At 69.9% G+C, this 17,341-nt stretch carries 14 protein-coding genes and 1 tRNA gene; 5 read left to right on the top strand and 10 right to left on the bottom strand.

The features are described from left to right. Positions 1-23: 23 nt before the first annotated feature. Positions 24-266: a hypothetical protein gene (locus FVE89_RS06320; RefSeq protein ID WP_160533190.1), complete on the bottom strand. Its 243-nt coding sequence runs from the start codon at positions 264-266 to the stop codon at positions 24-26. Between the two features lie 184 nt (positions 267-450). On the opposite strand from FVE89_RS06320, the gene FVE89_RS06315 reads away from it, so the two are divergent. From FVE89_RS06315 to FVE89_RS06305, 3 genes are all read left to right on the top strand, one after another. Continuing rightward, entirely contained in the window at positions 451-636 is a 186-nt protein-coding gene (locus tag FVE89_RS06315) for a hypothetical protein (RefSeq protein ID WP_246730518.1), read from the top strand. Between the two features lie 322 nt (positions 637-958). Beyond that, a complete protein-coding gene (locus FVE89_RS06310) occupies positions 959-2,782 on the top strand; it encodes an ATP-binding protein (protein ID WP_160533188.1) in 1,824 nt (607 codons plus the stop codon). 1 nt (position 2,783) lies between these two features. Beyond that, positions 2,784-4,448: an EAL domain-containing protein gene (locus tag FVE89_RS06305; RefSeq protein WP_160533187.1), complete on the top strand. Its 1,665-nt coding sequence runs from the start codon at positions 2,784-2,786 to the stop codon at positions 4,446-4,448. A 45-nt stretch (positions 4,449-4,493) separates the two neighbouring features. Here the strand turns inward: FVE89_RS06305 and FVE89_RS06300 are convergent, their stop codons facing one another. The 8 genes from FVE89_RS06300 to FVE89_RS06265 form a co-directional block, all read right to left on the bottom strand. Beyond that, the gene (locus FVE89_RS06300; protein ID WP_160533186.1) at positions 4,494-5,288 is read right to left on the bottom strand and encodes an ABC transporter ATP-binding protein; all 795 of its coding nucleotides are present in this window, start codon (positions 5,286-5,288) and stop codon (positions 4,494-4,496) included. Beyond that, positions 5,285-6,646 carry an ABC transporter substrate-binding protein gene (locus tag FVE89_RS06295; protein WP_160533185.1) on the bottom strand — a complete coding sequence of 454 codons (1,362 nt, stop codon included), beginning with the start codon at positions 6,644-6,646 and terminating at the stop codon, positions 5,285-5,287. The genes FVE89_RS06300 and FVE89_RS06295 overlap by 4 nt, the downstream gene beginning before the upstream one ends. Before the next feature lie 32 nt (positions 6,647-6,678). Then, entirely contained in the window at positions 6,679-7,710 is a 1,032-nt protein-coding gene (locus FVE89_RS06290; protein WP_160533184.1) for a branched-chain amino acid ABC transporter permease, read from the bottom strand. Between the two features lie 3 nt (positions 7,711-7,713). Beyond that, positions 7,714-8,607: a branched-chain amino acid ABC transporter permease gene (locus FVE89_RS06285; RefSeq protein ID WP_160533183.1), complete on the bottom strand. Its 894-nt coding sequence runs from the start codon at positions 8,605-8,607 to the stop codon at positions 7,714-7,716. Beyond that, positions 8,604-9,530, bottom strand: a complete 927-nt coding sequence (locus FVE89_RS06280; protein WP_160533182.1) for an ABC transporter ATP-binding protein — start codon at positions 9,528-9,530, stop codon at positions 8,604-8,606. The genes FVE89_RS06285 and FVE89_RS06280 overlap by 4 nt, the downstream gene beginning before the upstream one ends. A gap of 501 nt (positions 9,531-10,031) precedes the next feature. Beyond that, positions 10,032-10,106: transfer RNA gene (locus FVE89_RS06275), tRNA-Gly, on the bottom strand. 106 nt (positions 10,107-10,212) lie between these two features. Continuing rightward, a complete protein-coding gene (locus tag FVE89_RS06270) occupies positions 10,213-10,677 on the bottom strand; it encodes an NUDIX domain-containing protein (RefSeq protein WP_160533181.1) in 465 nt (154 codons plus the stop codon). Between the two features lie 16 nt (positions 10,678-10,693). Further along, the gene (locus FVE89_RS06265) at positions 10,694-11,389 is read right to left on the bottom strand and encodes a fumarylacetoacetate hydrolase family protein (protein WP_160533180.1); all 696 of its coding nucleotides are present in this window, start codon (positions 11,387-11,389) and stop codon (positions 10,694-10,696) included. A gap of 134 nt (positions 11,390-11,523) precedes the next feature. Between FVE89_RS06265 and FVE89_RS06260 the strand changes: the two genes are divergently transcribed. Then, positions 11,524-13,008, top strand: a complete 1,485-nt coding sequence (locus tag FVE89_RS06260; RefSeq protein ID WP_160533179.1) for an FAD-binding oxidoreductase — start codon at positions 11,524-11,526, stop codon at positions 13,006-13,008. 232 nt (positions 13,009-13,240) lie between these two features. Next, positions 13,241-13,534 carry a DUF2218 domain-containing protein gene (locus FVE89_RS06255; protein WP_160533178.1) on the top strand — a complete coding sequence of 98 codons (294 nt, stop codon included), beginning with the start codon at positions 13,241-13,243 and terminating at the stop codon, positions 13,532-13,534. 51 nt (positions 13,535-13,585) lie between these two features. Here the strand turns inward: FVE89_RS06255 and putA are convergent, their stop codons facing one another. Beyond that, positions 13,586-17,251: a trifunctional transcriptional regulator/proline dehydrogenase/L-glutamate gamma-semialdehyde dehydrogenase gene (putA, locus tag FVE89_RS06250; protein WP_160533177.1), complete on the bottom strand. Its 3,666-nt coding sequence runs from the start codon at positions 17,249-17,251 to the stop codon at positions 13,586-13,588. Positions 17,252-17,341 lie beyond the last annotated feature (90 nt).

Genomic DNA, 17,341 nt, shown 5'->3' with positions numbered 1-17,341 from the left:
CTTCCTCTCCGAGCCTGGGCCGATCAATTTCCGGGCGTCCAGTCGATGTTGGGCCGCTGGGCCAGCATGCGCTCGAAATAATCGGCCACCGCCTGGGCGCCATCGGTGTGCATCATCGCGACCGGATGCGCGAGGTAGGCGCGGGCCAGATCCAGGGGGATCTTGTCCGACTGAAGGGCGCTCAGAACCTCGTCGATGAAGGCGTCGTTCGCCTCGTTGAAGTCGTTCGACAGCTTCTTCCGATCGTTCAACGCCCTGATTGCCATGCCGCGTCCCAACTCGTTCACGCGGGTCTCAGGCGGCCCGCTCGCAGGTCGAACGGGATACAGCGTCGCGCGTTCCCATGACAGGGCGCTGCCCGCCGCGGATGCAACGCAGCGGGTCCCGCTAACCTTACGGATCGAGCGCCCGGAGCGGAAGCGCCGCCTGGCACGTTAAGGGGGCATGTCGATGCAGATATCCCGTACCCATTCGGTCGAAATCGTCCCCTGCGCGGACGGCTACCGCTGGATCATCCGTACCCGCAGCGGCGCCGTCGTGGAGGCCTCACCTTACGCCTTCATGACCTCGAACGGCGCGCGCATCTCGGGTGAGTGCTGGAAGCGCGAGCATTTCAACGAGCCGCAGGGCGCGTGAGACGCGCAGCAGCGCCGGCGAACACGCTCCCCGCCGCGACCGATCACCGCGCCGCCGCACCGATCCTGGCTTCGCCGGAGCCCGTCACGCGGCGCGATACAATCGCTGCGTGCAGCTATTGACGCGAAATACACCTGGCGTACGTGCCCGCACGACGGGACATGAGGCCGGAATTATGGCCGGCGCCATACTCCATCGTCTATAGTATATTTGCGGAAGGAACGATTAATCATCGCATAGTCTCAACCCTGTCTTTGTCGGATTGTTAATCGACGGCCCTCATCATGGAAACACGTTAAGGTGGTGGGCTCGGACACACGTGATGTTGAACGGTGAGGCAATCGACCGGGACGCGGTTTCGGCCGCACGCATGGGTTCGGTGACGTCCATCGAAGGATCGAAGGTCCATCTCGAACTTGCCGGGCAGAACGGCCGGCCGAATGTGCGGGCGACCGTCGGCAATTTCGTCCGGATCGAGGCTGGCACCGGACTTCTGATCGGCATCATCACGACGCTGTCGTCGGGCGGCGACCGCGCGCGTCAGACCGGCGCCTATGCCAGCATCGACCTCGTCGGCGAGATCCTGTCGGATGGCGGCACCAAGCGGTTCCAGAGGGGTGTGACCTGCTACCCCGCCATCGGGGATGCGGTCGAGCTGCTCCCCGCGGGCGATCTGCGGATCCTCTATCAGGTCTCCGCCGCGCACATGGCCGCCGTGGGAGCGCTCTATCAGGACCCGGACACGCCGGCCTGTATCAAGGTCGAGGATCTGCTCACGAAGCACTTCGCGGTGCTCGGCACGACCGGTGTCGGGAAGTCCAGCGGCGTCGCCGTGATCCTCGATCAGGTGATGCGGGCCCAGCAATCGGTGCGCATCTTCCTGCTGGACGTCCACAACGAGTACGCGGCCTGTTTCGGCGATCAGGCGAGCGTCATCAGCCCGCGCAATCTCAAGCTGCCCTTCTGGCTCTTCAACCTCGAGGAGATCGCCGACGTCATCTATGGCGGCCGCTCGCCCGTCGACGAGGAGATCGAGATTCTCGCGGAAGTCATTCCCCTCGCGAAGAGCAAGTACGCCCAGTACAAGGAGGCGAGTGACCGGCAGATCGTCAAGCGCAGCATCGGCAAGAGTTCCGGCTACACGGTCGACACGCCGGTCCCCTACATGCTGCAGGACCTGATCGCGCTGATCGACGAGCGGATGGGCCGCCTCGAGAACCGCGTCGGGCGGATGCATTACCACCGCCTGATCACGCGCATCGAGGCGATCCGCAACGATCCGCGCTACGGCTTCATGTTCGAGAACGCCAATGTCGGCGGCGACATGATGGGCGAGATCCTGGGGCACCTGTTCCGGCTCGATCCGGACGGACGCCCGATGACGATCATGCAGCTTGCCGGGCTGCCCATGGAAGTCGTCGACGCCGTGGTGTGCGTCCTGTGCCGCCTCGCCTTCGAGTTCGGCATCTGGAGCGAGGGCGCGATCCCGCTGCTGTTCGTGTGCGAGGAGGCTCACCGCTACGCCTCCGCCGACCGCTCCATCGGCTTCACCCCGACACGTCGCGCCCTGTCGCGAATCGCCCGTGAGGGCCGCAAGCACGGCGTCTATCTGGGCCTCGTCACCCAGCGCCCGGCCGAGCTCGATCCGACGATCATGTCGCAGTGCAGCACCCTCTTCGCGATGCGGATGACCAACGATCGCGATCAGGCCTTCCTGGCCGCGGCGGTCTCCGATGCGGTGAATCTGCTCACCTTCGTGCCGTCGCTCGGCACCGGTGAGGTCATCGCCTTCGGTGAGGGCGTGCCGATGCCGGTGCGGATGAAGTTCACCGCGCTGCCCCCGGAGCGCCAGCCGCGCAACGACATGAGCGGGCGCGTCTCCGATCACGCCGATGCGATCTCCGGTCCGGCCTTCGTGGGCGCGGTCGTGGAGCGCTGGCGCGGGGCAACCATGAGCAAGGCCGGCGGTCTCGATGCGGACGCCTCGGCCAGCGCCCGCCTTCTCCGGGAACCGGGCGCCGAGGCTGGTCACGGCGCCGCCCTCGACCACGTGCATCGCCGCCTGCTCCGGCGCCCCCTGGAGGCCGGCGACGCCTCCGCCGAAGTGGGCCTGCGCGCATCCAAGACGCTCTGGCAGCAGGGCTGACGTGAGCACGTCCGCGTCCCGAGAACGGCAGAGCCTTCTGGAAGCCGCCATCCAGGCGCTTCCGGTCGGAATCGTGGTCCATGACGAGCGGGGGCTCTGCATCCTGGCCAACGCCGCGGCCCGCACGCTCGGGTCGGGGGCCATCGACGAACTCTCCGCGAGCGCGTTCGACAGCCCCGACGCGGCGATCATCCAGGAGGTCGGTGATCGCGTCATCGAGGCGCAGGCGCAGCCCGTCGGCACCGAAGCGGCCCCCTACACGCTCACCACCCTCACGGACGTCACGCATCATCACGTCATTCAGCGTGACCTGATCGCGCAGGCCTATATCGACGCACTGACGGGGCTCCCGAACCGGACGATGTTCGAGCAGAGCATCGAGGAACTCATCGTCGGCGCCGGTCCGGACGACCGGTTCGCCCTGGCCTTCATCGACCTCGACAACTTCAAACACATCAACGACTATTACAGCCACGCCGCCGGCGATGCCCTGCTGCGCAAGGTCTCCGACCGGATCCGGAGTGCCCTGCGCCCGAGCGACATGCTCGCGCGGATCGGCGGCGACGAGTTCGTGCTGCTGCTCAACCCGGTCACTGACCGGGACGTCACCCTGGCGGCGGTGCTCGAGATCTCGGACCGCCTGAAACAGCCGTTCTTCATCGACGACCACGAGATCTTCGCCTCGGCCTCGATCGGCCTGAGCCTGTTCCCGGAGCACGGGACGACCTACGAGATCCTGCACCGGCAGGCCGACAACGCCATGTACCGGGTGAAAGACGGCGTGAAAGGCGGCGTCAGCGTCTTCGAGGAGACGATGAGCCACGCCGCCACCGCCCGCATGGCCGTGGAGCAGCGCCTGCGGCTGGCGATCCGCGACCGGTGTTTCTGCTGCGCCTTCCAGCCGAAGGTCGACATGCGGACGCACGCGGTGATGGGCGTCGAGGTCCTGCTGCGCTGGCGGGACGAGCTCGGGATGATCCAGGCGCCGGGCGACTTCATCGGGCTGGCGATCGAACTCGGCCTCATCAACGAGATCACCCTGCAGGTTCTGAGCGAGACCGTGCAGACCATGCCGGACATCGACGAGGTGTTCGGACCGGATGTCACGGTGAGCCTGAACATCGCCGCCAAGCAGGCCTGCGACGTGTCGTTCATGTCGGCCTTCTGCGACGCCCTCGGGGCGACGGGCCTCGCCCGGCGCTTCGTGCTGGAGCTGACCGAGGAGGCCTTCTTCACCAAGGGCCGCTTCCAGCGCGAGGTCCTGCCGCGCATCCGGGCGATCGGTGCCCGGGTCTCGATCGACGATTTCGGCGTGGGCTACTCGTCGCTCGCGGCACTCGCGGAGATCACCGCGGACGAGTTGAAGATCGACCGGTCGTTCATCACCGACATCGACAAGCGCCCCCGCAGCCAGATCGTCCTCAAGGCGATCGAATCGCTCGGGATGGCGCTCGGCATGTCGGTGGTCGCCGAGGGCGTCGAGACCTACGAGGAGGTCGCCTACCTGCTCGGCGCCACGCAGATCCGCTGCGCCCAGGGCTACTACTACGCCAAGCCTCAGCTGATCGAGCAGATCCGGCAGGCGGATCAGCGGGTGTCGTCGCCTCGCGCCTCCCAGAGCCGCGGCTCGGATTTCCGCTCGCCGAGTCTGTTGCGGCGGGCCTGATCGGTCACAGGGTCGGACGGCGCGATGCCGTTCACCGCGCCGCCCTCAAGCCGGGACGACGACCCTATCGACGGCAGCGCACGAGGGGCCCAGACCGAGATAGACCGCGCGGATGTCGTCCCGGGCGCGCAGGACGTCGGCGGGTCCTTCCAGCACCGAGCGGCCGGTCTCCAGCACGACGCAGCGATGGGCGTGGCGCAGGGCGAGGGCCACGTTCTGCTCGGCGACCAGCAGGGTCAGGCCCTCGCTGCGGTTGAGCCCGACGAGGATGCGATAGATCTCCTCGGTGATCCGCGGGGCGAGGCCCATGGAGGGCTCGTCGAGGACGAGGAGGCGCGGACGTCCCATCAGCGCCCGGCCGATCGCCGCCATCTGCTGCTCGCCGCCCGAGACGAGGCCGGCGGGCAGCGCGCGCTTCTGCGCGAGGCGCGGGAACAGGGCATAGACCCGATCGAGGTCGGCGCGGAGTTCGGCCGGTCTCGACCCGCGCCCGAGACCACCCGCCAGAAGGTTCTCCGCGATGCTGAGGCTTCGGAAGCAGTGCCGCCCCTCCAGGACGCCGACGAGGCCGAGGCGCACCAGCACGTCCGTGCGGGTGCGCGCCACGTCCCGGCCGGCATAGACGACGCGCCCGGCGGTGATCCGGCCGCCGGTGGCGGGCAGCAGGTTGGAGACGGCCCGGAGCAAGGTGGTCTTGCCGGCGCCGTTGGAACCGGCCAGGGCGAGGATCTCGCCCGCGCGCACGCTCAGGTCGACGCCGGAGAGGGCCCGCACGCCACCGCCATAGACCGCCTCCAGCGCCTCGACGCGCAGGAGGTCCTGGTCCGGTTGCGCGGTCACTTCGCCTCCGCCGAGGCGCGCTGGCCGGCACGGGCATCCGCCTGCTCCTCGGCGGCGCAGTCCCGCGGAGTCAGGCCGCGCTCCTTGGCGTAGGTCGCCGCGGAGGCCTCGATGATCGGACGCAGCGACGCCCAATCGGGCTTGATCCAGTCGGAGACGACCGTCCATTTCGCGCCGTCCCATTGCTGGAAGGTGACGCGACCCTCGCCCTCGTGGTTGGCGCAGGTCACGTTGATCGAGTGGAACAGCCCCTTGGCGCCGAGGGCCGCCACGCGCGCCTCGTCGAGGCGCAGGTGCTCGAAGCCCCAGCGCACCTCGTCGCCGGTCAGGGTCCGGTGACCGAACCTGGCCTGCGCAATCCGCACCGCCTCGACGTTCAGGATGCCGTTCAGCACCCCGAGATTGTGGTACACGCTGCCGATCCGCTTCCGGTCGGCGAGGTTGCCCGCACCCTTGTCGTAGACGCTGCCGATGATCTCCTGGATCACCGGATATTGCGCGCCGGACGCCTGGGTGGTGACGGCGACGTAGCCCTTCGCGGCCTCGCCCGCCGGGATCACGTCCTCCTCCGAGTTCGACCAGACGTTGCCGACGATGCGGTCCGCGGGAAAACCGGTCTTCTGCGCCGTCTTCAGCGCCACCGGGTTCATCACGCCCCAGCCCCGCAACACCACGTAATCGGGCCGCAGGCGGCGGATGGTGAGCCATTGCGATTGCTGCTCGTTGCCGGGATGCGGCACCTCGATCTGCTCGATCTTGAAGCCGTAGCGCTTGGCCAGCAACTCGTAGATCGGGATCGTCTCCTTGCCGTAGGGCGAGCCGTGATAGAGCACCGCGATCGTCTTGCCCTTGAGCTTGTCGAGCCCGCCCTCCCGGGTGGCGAGATATTCGACGATGCCGGAGGTCTCGCTGTAGGGGTTCAGCAGCAGCGGGAAGACGTAGGGAAACACCCGTCCGTCGGTCGAGTCGGTGCGGCCGTGATTGATCGTGATCAGCGGCACCTTGTCGGCCGTGATCCGGTCGATCATCGCGTAGGCGATCCCCACCGAGAGCGGATTCCAGGCCGCGATGCCCGGCCGCGACTTCAGCCGCTCGTAGACTTCGACGCCGCGCTCGACCTCGTACTGGGTCTCGCCCTCGCTCCAGGTGAGCTTCACCCCGTTCACGCCGCCGTCGCGGCTGTTGACGAGGTTCAGGTAGTCGATGAACCCGCCGAAGAACCCGGTGCCGCCGGCCGCGTAGGGTCCGACCCGGTAGCTCTGGAGCGGGAAGTACTGCTCGTCGGCCGAGGCGCTCACGCCGAGGGCGAGCAGGGCGGCGCCGGCGAGCAGGGCGCGGATCGGGGTCTTGCGGGGCATGGAGGCTCCTTGGGGATCGAGAGGAAACGGGATCAGGCCGGCAGGCGGAGGCGGCGCCCGGCGCGGTCGAGGAGGGCTGCGAGGCCGGCCGGCTCGCGGATCAGCACCGCGACGATGAGTGCGCCGAGCACGATGCGCTGCACCATCTCCAGCGTGCCGGAATCGAAGCCGTCGCCCGGGAGGACGGCGCCGAGGCGGGAGAGCGCCAGCGGCAGCACCACGATGAAGCCCGCGCCGAGGAAGGCCCCGCGCAGGGTTCCGAGGCCGCCGATGATGACGATGAACAGGATCTGGAAGGAGCGGTCGAGGTTGAACCCCGCCGGCTCGACGGTCCGCAGATAGGCGAAGGCCCAGAGCACCCCGGCGATGCCGACCACGAAGGAGGAGAGTGCGAAGGCCAGGAGCTTGGTGCGTGCCACCTTCACGCCGACGATCCGTGCGGCAATCTCCTGATCGCGGATCGCCACGAGGTTGCGCCCGGTCGGCGAGCGCACCAGCCGCCACGCCGCGACGGTCAGAAGCGCGACCACCGTGAGGGAGAACAGGTAGCGCCCGCGGGCATCCTCGAAGGACAGGCCCGCCACCACGAGACGCGGGGCGTTGATCACGCCCGACGGGCTGTCGTTCGACAGCCAGCCGATCCGGTTCAAAGCCCAGGCGACGAAGAACTGCGCGGCGAGCGTCGAGACCGCGAGGTAGAAGCCCCGCAGCCGCAGGGCGGGCAGGCCCGCCACGAGGCCGGCCGCCGCCGCGACCAGCCCCGCCCCCAGGATCGAGACCGGCAGGGGCAGGCCGGGCACCCGCAGGGACAGGTTGAACGCGGCATAGGCGCCGACCGCCATGAAGGCCGCCGAGCCGAGCGAGAGCAAGCCCGCATAGCCGGTGAGCAGGTTAAGTCCGAGCCCCGCGAGGGCGAGCGCCAGGAACGGCGTGAGGATCGCCTCGAACAGGTAATCGCTGCCGACGAGCGGAACGAGACCGAAGGCGGTTGCGAGGAGGACAGCCACCCCGACGGGGCCGGAAAGATTCCTGGGCTTGGCCGACAGGGCGATCGCCGTCGTCATCGCTCAGGCCCGCTCCACGCTGCGCTGGCCGAACAGACCGGAGGGCCGGATCAGCAGGAGGGCGAGCGCCGCGACGTAGGCGATCCAGCCCTCGATGCCGCCGCCGACGAAGGGGCCGAGATAGACCTCCGCGAGTTTCTCGGCGGCGCCGACGATCAGCCCCGCCACGATGGCCCCGGCGATCGAATCGAACCCGCCCAGCACCAAGACCGGCAGGGCCTTGAGCACGACGAGGGAGAGCGAGAACTGCACCCCGAGCCGGGCACCCCAGAGGAGGCCCGCCACCAGGGCGACGATGCCCGCGGCGATCCACACCGCCGACCAGATCCGCGGCAGGCGAAGCCCGACATTGAGCGCCGCCAGCGGATCGTCGGCCACCGCGCGGAAGGCCAGCCCGGTGCGGGTATAGCGGAAGAACAGAGTCAGCAGCGCCACCATCAGGCCCGCAACGGTGGCCGCGAACAGGTCGAACAGGCTCACCAGCACGCCGCCGAATTCGAGGGGCGTGTCGTCGATGCCGAGGTCGAGCCCGTGGACCTGCGTGCCCCAGGCGAGTTGCGCGGCGCCCTCGATGACGTAGGCGACCCCGAGCGTCGCCATGAACAGGGTGATCGGCGGCTGGTTCACCAGCGGGCGCAGCACAGCCCGTTCGACCGCGAGGCCCACGACGACCATCACGGCGAGCGTCGCCGCGACGGCCGCCGGGAAGGGCAGGCCCCGCTCGACGAGGCTGACGAAGGTCAGCGCCGCGAACAGCACCATCGCGCCCTGCGCGAAGTTGAGCACGCCCGATGTCTTGTAGATCAGTACGAAGCCGATCGCCACGAGGGTGTACATCACCCCCGAGAGCAGGCCGCCGACGATGACTTCGACGAGGAAGGCGAGATCGGGATTCATGCCGCCTCGGCCTCCGGCTCGTCCGCGAGGCCGAGATAGGCGGCGATGACCGCCGGGTTCGCCTGCACCTGCGCGGGTGTGCCGTGGGCGATGCGGCGCCCGTGATCCAGCACGGTCACGCGGTCCGAGAGGCGCATCACCACGCCGATATCGTGCTCGATCAGCACGATGGCGCTGCCGAGGCTCTCCCGCGCCTCGCGGATGAAGCGGCTCATCTCAGCCTTCTCGGTGGCGGTCATGCCGGCCATGGGCTCGTCGAGCAGCAGCAGGCGCGGACGGGCGACGAGGGCGCGGGCGAGTTCCACCCGCTTCTGAACCCCGAACGGCAGGGTGCCGACCGGCCTGTCCGCCACTCCGGCAAGGTCGAGGCGGGCGATCACGTCCGCGGCGCGCTCCCGCTGCGCGCGTGCCTCGCGCCGCGCCTGCGGCAACCCCAGCATCTGCGCGGCGAGCCCGGCCCGCTGCGCGCCCGCGAGCCCGGACAGGACGTTCTCGAACACGCTCAACCCCTTGAACAGGGCGAGGTTCTGGAACGTACGCGCCACCCCCAAGGCCGCGAGGCGATGCGCCGGGACGCGGCTGAAGCGCGCCGCGCCGATCCGGACGCTGCCGGATTGCGGCGCGTAGAGCCCGCTGATCGCGTTGATGAGGGACGATTTCCCGGCCCCGTTTGGACCGATCACCGCGTGGATCTCACCGGCCTGAACGGTGAGGTCGATCGCCTCGAAGGCGACGGCGCCGCCGAAGGCGAGCGTCAGCCCCTCGACAGCGAGTGCGGTGGCCTCCGCCGCCTCCACCCCGCACGCAAGCACACCGGACGCCGCCGAAGACGGTCGACGCACGACGCTCCGGTGGCGCAGGGGCACGACCTGCCCGAGGAGCGACTGCACGCGGAAGATCAAGAGTGAGGCAGACGATGCCATCGCTTCGAAATCGGCTCGAACCCAGGAAAGACTTTCATCCGCCGCGAAGATCTGGCGCATGCTGCGCAAACAATTTTGTTTGCGAATGCACTGTCGCATCCTATCGATCGATGAGAAGGGACGTCAAAGGCATGAAAAACTTTTGTTTCTCATGATCCGAGTTCGGTGTTTTACGGAGCACCCCGTCGGGAGAGAACCTTTCATCTGCGGCTGCGGTCGGTTCTGCGACTCGGCGGATGGTGCGTGGACGGGGCGCACACCGGAGGAAGCGGTGGCGCCGAACCGGCCGCAAGGGCGAACAGCCCGCGGTCAAGCGCACGCCGAGCCGCGCCGGGATCGAGTCCGGGCCCTGGATGACATCGTGGTCGTGTTCGCCGCGGACGCCTCAACGCCGCGTACGGATCCGAAGGAACCGCTCGGTTCGCCCGCCGTGACGGACCTCGGAAACGACAAAGGCCGCAGAGCTGCGGCCTTGTGAATCGTTCGTCTGGTTGGGAAAACTGGAGCGGGCGAAGGGATTCGAACCCTCGACCCCAACCTTGGCAAGGTTGTGCTCTACCCCTGAGCTACACCCGCTCACTCACCGTGCCGCCCGGACTTTCGTGCCGGCGGCCCCCGGCGGCGCTCTCTAAACACCATTCCGCCGGGCGACGCAAGCGTCTCTTTGCCCGATCGTGACGATTCACCAATTCGGGTCCTGCGGGAGGCTCTGCCGCAGCTCCTCCAGGCGAGCGCGGGTGCCGCGGGTCGTACCCTCGGGGAGCGCGTCGGCCGGGAAGAATCCGCAGGCGGCGATTTCCCGATCGGGCGCCTTGGGCCGCAGCACGGTGAAGGCCGGAAGGACGAACAAAGCCACGTGATCGCGGGGGGCGGCCACGACGTTCCGGTAGAGGCCGACGAGACGCGGCGGCGCCTCCGGGACGATCTCCGCCTCCTCGCGGAACTCGCGGATCATCGCCTCTGCGGCGGTCTCACCGCGCTCGACGCCGCCGCCGGGCAGATGCCAGCCGCTGACATAGGTGTGGCGCACCAGCGCCACGCGGCCCAGCGGATCGATGGCGATCCCACGGACGCCGAGCGTCATGCCCCGCGTGGCGAGCGCGCCGAGGTGAAACAGGCGCCGCAGCAGCCGCCGGTCGAGGAGCATGTCGGTCCGTGGCGTTTCAGACGACGTCGAGGGTGATGGCGCCGAGGCCGGCGATCGCCGCCACCATGCGCTGGCCGCGCTCGACCGGGCCGACGCCAGACGGCGTGCCCGTGAAGATCAGGTCGCCCGGCTGCAGCGCGAAGTAGCCCGAGAGGTACGCGATCTGCTCGGCCACCGACCAGATCATGTCGCCGAGGTCGCCCTTCTGGCGGATCTGCCCATCCACCGACAGGGTGATCTCCCCCCGCGCCGGGTGGCCCACCAGCGAGACCGGGTGCAGGGCGCCGATCGGGCCCGAACCATCGGCCGCCTTGGCGGTGTCCCAGGGCCGCGACAGCTTCTTGGCCTCGTCCTGAACGTCACGCCGGGTCATATCGAGACCGATCGCGTAGCCGTAGACGTGGTCAAGCGCGTCCTCGACCGGAAGATCGGTGCCGCCGCCCGCGAGCGCGGCCACCATCTCGACCTCGAAGTGGTAGTTCCTGGTCTTGGACGGATAGGGGTGGGGCGTCGGCTCGGAGCCTACGATCTGCAGCGCGTCGGCGGGTTTCATGAAAAAGAACGGGGGCTCGCGGTCCGGATCGGCCCCCATCTCCCGGGCATGGGCGGCGTAGTTGCGCCCCACGCAATACACCCGGCGGACCGGGAACAGGTCGCTGCTGCCGACGATCGGGAGCGCGGTGCGGGGCGGGTTCTGGATGACGGACAGCATCTCGGCCTCTGCGGTGGAACGTCCGGGTTCGGGCAGGCGCTGCCCGCGAGCGATGCGACCGTTGTAAGGTGCCTGCCGCCATGCGCCATACGGCCGGTTGCCGAGAGCGCATCTTGGTCTACAAAATTTTTGCGATGACACCGGCAACGACCACCCACGACACCCTGCTCGCCGTGCTGCGCGACGGCCTCGGGGCACGCCACGTCCTGACCGGGCCGGAGGATCTGGCCCCCTACCTGACCGAGACCCGAAAGCTGTTCACGGGCTCGGCCGTGGCGGTGCTGCGGCCGGGCTCAACCGAGGAGGTCGCCTTCGCGGTCCGCGCCTGTACGCAGGCCGGTCTGTCGGTGGTGCCCCTCGGCGGCAATACCGGGCTCACCGGGGGCGGCATCCCGCAGGGCGGCGTGGTGCTCTCCCTGGAGCGGATGACGCGGCTGCGCGCCGTCGATCCGGTGGACGCCACCATCACGGTGGAGGCCGGGATGATCCTGCAGGCGGTCCAGGAGGCCGCCGACGCCGCCGGCATGCTGTTCCCGCTCTCCTACGCGTCGCGGGGCTCGGCCCGGATCGGCGGCGGGATCAGCACCAATGCGGGCGGCATCGCGGTGCTGGCCTACGGCAATGCCCGCGATCTCGTGCTCGGGCTGGAGGTCGTCCTGGCCGACGGGCGGGTGTGGAACGGGCTTCGGGCGCTCCGGAAGGACAATGCCGGCTACGATCTCAAGCAGCTCTTCATCGGCTCGGAGGGCACGCTCGGCATCGTCACCGCGGCGGTGCTGAAGCTGTTTCCGAAGCCGCGCAGCACCAGCGTCGCCTTCGTGGGCCTGGATTCGGCACAGGCCGCCCTCGACCTGTTCGTGGCTCTGCGCGGGCGGCTCGATCGGGATCTGACGGCCTTCGAGTACCTGCCGCCCTTCGCGCTGGAACTGGTCCTTCGGCACGTCCCGGGGACGGTCCCGCCGCTCGCCGGCGCGCACGGCGCCTATGCGCTGATCGAGGCTGCCTCGGCGCGGCCCGAGGCCGACATGCAGGCTGCGCTGGAAGCCGCCCTGGGCGACGCCCTGGCCGCCGGCTTAGTCGCCGATGCGGTGATCGGCGCGAGCGGCGCCCAGAACGACGCCCTCTGGCGGCTGCGCGAGGGCGTGCCCGAGGCGCAGACCCGCGAGGGTGCCTCGATCAAGCACGACGTCTCGGTCCCTCTGTCCCGCCTGCCCGAATTCCTGGAGCGGGCGGGCGCCGCCTGCATGGCAGAGATGCCGGGCCTGCGCCCCTGCGGCTTCGGCCATTTCGGGGACGGCAACATCCACTTCAACCTGTCGCAGCCCATCGACATGCCGGCGGCGGATTTTCTGGCGCAGTGGGCCCGGTTCAACCGCATCGTCCACGACATCGTGCACGACCTTGGCGGCTCGATCGCGGCCGAGCACGGGGTCGGCCTGATCAAGCGCGAGGAGTTGGCGCGCTACGGCGATCCGGTCGGTCTCGACCTGATGCGGCGGCTCAAGGACGCCCTGGATCCCGAGCACCGGCTCAACCCCGGCAAAATCCTTACCGCGGCTCTGGCCGAGCACGGGCACGCGCCCGGATCCGGGCCTGAAAATTTGTGCGCCGCGCCATAATTCGGCACCGGGGCCGGTGCAGGACAGACACGGCCTGCGGTCATCCGCGGGGGCCGACCACCGCGTTAAGCATCTGCTAACGCGGCAGCCAGACTTTGAGCGGCAACGGCAAGGACTGTCCGTCGCAGACCGGCATGGCAATTGCTCTGAAGCCTTCCTATCTCGCACTTGCGAGATCGAGCGACGAACCGTCAACGACAGGCTGAATCACGTCCATTTGGAGATCGACGGAATGCCTACCTCATTGGCCCGCGTGCAGACCACGGAAGCGAGCCGCTACCTGCAGCAGCTCTGCCGGCACTGGAGCCACAAGTTCAAGGTCGAGGCGACCCCGCAGCATGGCACCGTGCCGTTCGGCGAGGATCGCGTCTGCACCTTCGACGCCGAGCCCGACGCGCTCGTGATGCGCATCGACAGCGCCGACCCGGTCAACCTCACCCGCCTGGAGAATGTCGTGGCCGATCACCTGGCCCGCTTCGCCTTCCGCGAGAGCCTCGGCGACATCCGCTGGTCGCGTGCCGCCTGACGGCGTGAAGGCCGGATCCATCTTGACGCCTGAAGGCGAGCCAACCCGCCCTCACCCCACGCTCATCAGGCTGGCATTGCCCCCGGCGGCCGCCGTGTTGATCGCGGTCGAGACCTCCTCGACGAGGGCCGCCGCCTCATAGAGGTCGCCGTTGGCCAGCCCGTCCGGGCTCCGCGCCTGGATCGCCAGGATCGGGCCGGGCCAGGCCGCGACGGTCGCGGCGAGGGTCAGCAGATCGTCCGGATCGCCCTCGAACAGGAGCGCGCGAATATCGCCTGCCGCGTCGAGATCCGGCGCATAGGCGACCCGCGCCGCCAAGTCGGCCGGCAGGTCCCGCAGGACATCGCGGTGCCGCTCGGCGCCCACCGCAACGGCCGCGTCGCCGCAGGCCAGAATCGTCCCGATCTGGATCAGGAGCCCCGTTTCCGTCCGGGCAACGGCAGCAACCCGCCCGCGTGGGCGGAGGGCATAGAGGTTGCGCTCCCCGACCGGTCCCGTCAGGGCGATCTCCGTCAAGGCCGGGTAGCGCGCCCGCGCCAGACGCTCGGCCAGGGCGCCGCGGCCCTGCGCGGTCAGCCAAGCGAGATAGCTCGGAAGCGGAAACGCGTCCGCCGCCAGCCCGTCGAGCGCCCGGTCCGGCGCCCGTCTGACGAGCCGACCGAGATAGAGCGGCCCGCCGGCCTTCGGGCCCGTCCCCGACAGGCCGGAGCCGCCGAAGGGCTGCACGCCGACCACCGCGCCGATGATGTTGCGGTTCACGTACCGGTTGCCGGCCCGGACGCGACCGAGCGCCCGGGCGATCGTCTGGTCGATGCGGCTGTGCAGGCCGAAGGTCAGGCCGTAGCCGGTGGAGTCGATGGCCGACAGGAGATCGTCGAGGTCTGCGCGCCGGTAGCGCAGCACGTGCAGCACCGGCCCGAACACCTCGCGCTCGACATCCGCCACATGGCCGATCTCGATCAGGGTCGGCGGCACGAAGGTTCCGGCAGCGGTTACGGGCGGGAGGGCGAGTTGCTCGACGGCAAAGCCCCGGGCGCGCATCGCCGCCACGTGGCCGGTGATGGCCTCGGCCGCCTCGGCGGTGATGACCGGCCCCACATCCGTGGACAGGCGGCGGGGATCGCCGACCGTCAGCTCACGCAGCGCGCCCTTCAGCAGGGACAGGATCCGGTCGGCGATCTCCTCCTGCAGGCAGAGGATCCGCAGGGCCGAGCAGCGCTGGCCCGCCGAGTCGAAGGCCGAGGCGATCACGTCCGCCACAACCTGCTCGGCCAGGGCGGAGGAATCCACCACCATGGCGTTCTGGCCGCCGGTCTCGGCGATGAGGGGGACGGGATCGCCGTGGCGGCCGAGCCGTTCGGCGAGGCGGCGCTGGATCGCCTTGGCGACCGCGGTCGAGCCCGTGAACACCACGCCCTGGACCCGGGCATCGCCGACCAACGCGGCGCCGACCGTGCCGTCGCCCGGCAGGAGCTGCAGCGCGTCCTCCGGGATGCCGGCGTCGTGCAGCACCCGCACCGCCTCCGCGGCGGTAAGCGGCGTCTCCTCGGCGGGCTTGGCCAGGACCGTGTTGCCGGCCGCCAGGGCGGCCGCCACCTGCCCGACGAAGATCGCGAGCGGAAAATTCCAGGGCGCGATGCAGGCCACCGGCCCGAGCGGCTCGTGGCCCCGGCGGAGCGTCCGTTCGGCCTCGGCCGCGTAGTAGCGCAAAAAATCCACGGCCTCGCGGATCTCCGCGACCGCGTTGCCGTACGACTTGCCCGCCTCCCGCACGATGAGCCCGATCAGCGTCGGCATCCGCGCCGCGAAGGCGTCGGCGGCGCGGCGCAGGCCGGCGGCCCGCTCGGCTGGCTCTGTTTCCGCCCAGCCCGGTGCGGCGGCCTCGGCGCGCACGAGAGCCCGCTCGATGTCGGCCGCCGTCGCCGGTCGAGAGACGCCGACCACGTCCCGATGATCGGCCGGGTTGTGCACGGGGATTTCAGCCGCCCCGCCTCCTGGCGGCGCCGCCCGCCACGCGATCCGGCCGCTCTCCGTCAGCCCGTCCGCCAGTTGCCGGAGGGCGGCCTCGTCGGCGAGATCGAGGCCGGGGGCGTTGACCCGGGCCGGTCCGTAGAGGCCGCCGGGCGGGGCGATCCGCTCGTGCGGCGCGCCCGGCTCCGGCATGGCCTCCACCAGAGCCACGGGATCGGCGATCAGGGCCTCGACCGGCACCGATTCGTCGGCGACGCGATTCACGAAGGAGGTGTTCGCCCCGTTCTCCAGGAGCCGCCGCACGAGGTAGGCGAGCAGCGTCTCGTGCGTGCCCACGGGCGCGTAGATCCGGCACGGGCGCCGTGGGCCTTCGCCCGACACCACAGCCTCGTAGAGCGGCTCGCCCATGCCGTGCAGGCACTGGAACTCGTACTGGCCGAGGCGGAAATCCGGCCCCGCCATCTCCACGATGGCGGCGAGCGTCTGCGCGTTGTGGGTCGCGAATTGCGGGAACACCGCGTCGGGGGCGTCGAGGAGCCGGCGCGCGCAGGCGCGGTACGACACGTCCGTGTGGACCTTGCGGGTGAAGACCGGGAAGTCGGAAAGCCCGTCGACCTGGGCGCGCTTGATCTCGCTGTCCCAATAGGCGCCCTTGACGAGCCGCACCATCAGGCGCCGCCGGCTGCGCCGGGCGAGGTCGATCAGCACGTCGATCACGAAGGGGCAGCGCTTGCCGTAGGCCTGGACGACGAAGCCGAGCCCGTCCCAGCCGGCGAGCTCCGGCTCCAGGGCGAGCCGTTCGAGGATGTCGAGCGACAGGTCGAGCCGGTCGGACTCCTCGGCGTCGATGTTGAGGCCGATATCGAAGTCCTTGGCGAGCCGGGCCAAGCCCCGGACGCGCGGGACCAGCTCGGCCAGGACGCGGCCGCGCTGCGCTCGGACATAGCGCGGGTGGAGCGCCGACAGCTTGATCGAGATTCCCGGGCCGGCCAGCACCCCGCGCCCGGCCGAGGCCGCGCCGATCGCCCGGATCGCGTCCGTGTAGGAGGCGAGGTAGCGCGCCGCGTCCTCGGCGGTCACAGCGGCCTCGCCCAGCATGTCGTACGAGTAGGTGAAGCCCTTAGCCTCCATCCGGGCGGCGTTGCGCAGGGCCTCGGCGATCGACCGTCCGGTTACGAACTGCTCGCCCATCATCCGGACGGCGAGGTCGACACCCCCGCGGATCAGCGGCTCGCCGCCGCGGGCGATCATGCGGGTGAGCGCGGCGGACAGGCCTGCCTCGTCCCGGGTCGCGACGAGGCGGCCGGTGACCAGCAGGCCCCAGGTCGCCGCGTTGACGAAGGGCGACGGGCTGTGGCCGAGATGGGCCGCCCAGTCGCCGCGGGCGATCTTGTCGCGGATCAGCGCGTCGCGGGTGGCGGCGTCGGGGATGCGCAGCAGCGCCTCGGCGAGGCACATCAGCGCGACGCCCTCCTCGCTTGAGAGGGCGTATTCCTGGATCAGGCCCTCGACCCCGCCGCGGCGGGTTCGGCGGCGCAGGGACTCGACGAGCGCGCGGGCCGTGGTGGCGACGCGGGTGGTCGCCTCGGCGGGCAGGCGCGCCTGTTCGACGAGCGGCGCCACGCAGTCCGGCTCGGGCCGCCGGCAGGCCGCCACGACGGCCTGCCGCAGGGGCGACAGAGCGGGCAGGTCTGCGAAGGCGCCGAACGGCTCGGCGACGCCTTCGGCGATGCGGGACGCGCGCATGACTGATCCCCGACGTGCGGCGGCTTCCCGCCTGAGCGGCAGGCTACGCCGTCTGCCGCCCCCGTTTAAGCCCTGCCCGATGGCCACCGA

The organism is Methylobacterium sp. 2A, assembly GCF_009806555.1.
In the GTDB taxonomy this organism is placed as follows: domain Bacteria; phylum Pseudomonadota; class Alphaproteobacteria; order Rhizobiales; family Beijerinckiaceae; genus Methylobacterium.
Note: the sequence above shows the minus strand (reverse complement) of the source record. Positions and strands in the feature narration are given on the sequence as shown.